We start from the raw sequence: 1735 nt of genomic DNA on the forward strand, positions 1-1735 counted from the left end.
AAGTATGAACAAAAATCAATCTCTTTTAACTTTCGACAAATGGTGACATCCAGTTTTTTGGGTTTGAGTGTACAGGAATTTCCACCACAAACTCTGTACCCTGTCCAAGAGATGAATTACAAGTCAGTCGCCCTTTATGCCTTTCCACTACAATTTGATAGCTAGTCAATAAACCTAACCCTAACCCTTGACCCACGGGCTTAGTGGTAAAAAATGGGTTAAATAAACTTGATTGCTGTTCTTCCGTCATACCAACACCATTGTCTTTGATCCGAATTGTTACAGTTGAAGGAGTCGTTAACTCGGTGCAAATCCAAATCGTCGGGATTAGGGGTTGGGGGAAATCTACGCCAGTTCTTGGTTCTAACGCATCAATAGCGTTATTCAACAAATTCAGAAACACCTGGTTAAGCTGACTGACGTGACAGGTGACGTGAGGCAATTTCCCATAGTTTTTAATAACCTTAATTTCTGGGCGTGACTCTGTTTGTCTTAGTTTATACTGCAAAAATAGTATAGTACTATCAATCCCTTCATGGATATCTACAGAGTTAATATCTGATTGATTAATACGGGAAAAGATGTGTAAAGCAAGTATTATTGTCCGGATACGCTCTGCTCCCGTCTCCATTGACTTGAAAATTTTTGTTAAGTCTGAGACAAGAAAGTCCAAGTCAATATCTTGAATTGCTCTTTGAATGGTGACGCTGGGATTTGTGTATTCCTTTTGATAGAGATGAATCAGATTTACCAAGTCTTGAACATATCCAGCTGCTGGAGCAATATTTCCATAGATAAAGCTAATAGGGTTATTAATTTCGTGAGATATACCTGCGACTAGCTCCATTAAACCAGCCATTTTTTTCTGCTGAAGCAGTTCGGCTTGAGCTTGTTTTAGCTCACTTAATACCTGTTGAAGCTCTATATTCTGTAACTCAAGCTGCGTTTGAAGATTTCTCGTTTTCAGGTGTGTTTCAATTCGAGATAAAACTTCTTCAAACTGAAAAGGCTTAGTGATATAGTCTAACCCACCAATTTGAAAAGCTTTAACTTTATCCAACACAGCATCTAAAGCCGTCAAAAAAATTACTGGGATAGAGGAAGTTTTAATATCTGATTTTAGATGTTTACAAACCTCATAGCCATCCATCTCCGGCATACTGATATCTAGTAAAATTAAATCAGGTATAACGGTTTGAACAGCAGTCAAGGCCATCTGACCAGTTAATGCTTTACGAACGTTATACCCCTGCGACAATAGCATATTAGATAGAAAGCGGATGTTATCTGGTTTATCGTCAACTACAAGAATATCGGCTTTGGATCTACTAGCTAGAATCTCATTCATTTGACTTTTCCTAATATCATTTTTGTAAAAAACCGTTGTTGATATATGCTGTTCGTCCTTTGATTCTAGCTTTCAATTGATTGAGCTAATTCGGTAATTCGCTCAAACTGGAAGTTATCAACTAAATCTGTTAGAGCAACAGCAAGGGGGGCATTTTCTTCAGGGATTTGCTTAATCAGCTGATAAATAAGGAGATCACTACCTTGGGCTGCAGCATAGTGTAATTGCTCTATCCACTCAGAGGACATCACCTGTAAGGATGATGAATTAAGGATGAAGAATGAAGAAAGATTCTGCTGTTCATCGTTCCTACTTTCTACTTCGTCTTTTACTTCATAAAGATATTGTATCACCAAGTACTCGCTCATTTTTGCCAAAAGATTTTAT

At 37.8% G+C, this 1735-nt stretch carries 2 protein-coding genes; both read right to left on the reverse strand.

The window, feature by feature from the left end:
* Positions 1-25: 25 nt before the first annotated feature.
* Complete coding sequence (locus tag G4P69_RS37870) at positions 26-1348, reverse strand: sensor histidine kinase (RefSeq protein ID WP_208339196.1); 1323 nt, start codon at positions 1346-1348, stop codon at positions 26-28.
* Positions 1349-1413: 65 nt separating this feature from the next.
* Positions 1414-1716 (reverse strand): hypothetical protein, encoded by a 303-nt coding sequence (locus G4P69_RS37875; protein ID WP_208355062.1) that lies wholly within the window; start codon positions 1714-1716, stop codon positions 1414-1416.
* Positions 1717-1735: the final 19 nt, after the last annotated feature.

Source organism: Aetokthonos hydrillicola CCALA 1050 (assembly GCF_017591665.1).
Classification (GTDB): domain Bacteria; phylum Cyanobacteriota; class Cyanobacteriia; order Cyanobacteriales; family Nostocaceae; genus Aetokthonos; species Aetokthonos hydrillicola.

Bases quoted from the DNA above. Each gene is read 5' to 3' on its own strand.
- G4P69_RS37870 (WP_208339196.1), bottom strand. From the start codon at position 1,348: ATGAATGAGATTCTAGCTAGTAGATCCAAAGCCGATATTCTTGTAGTT.
- G4P69_RS37875 (WP_208355062.1), bottom strand. From the start codon at position 1,716: ATGAGCGAGTACTTGGTGATACAATATCTTTATGAAGTAAAAGACGAA.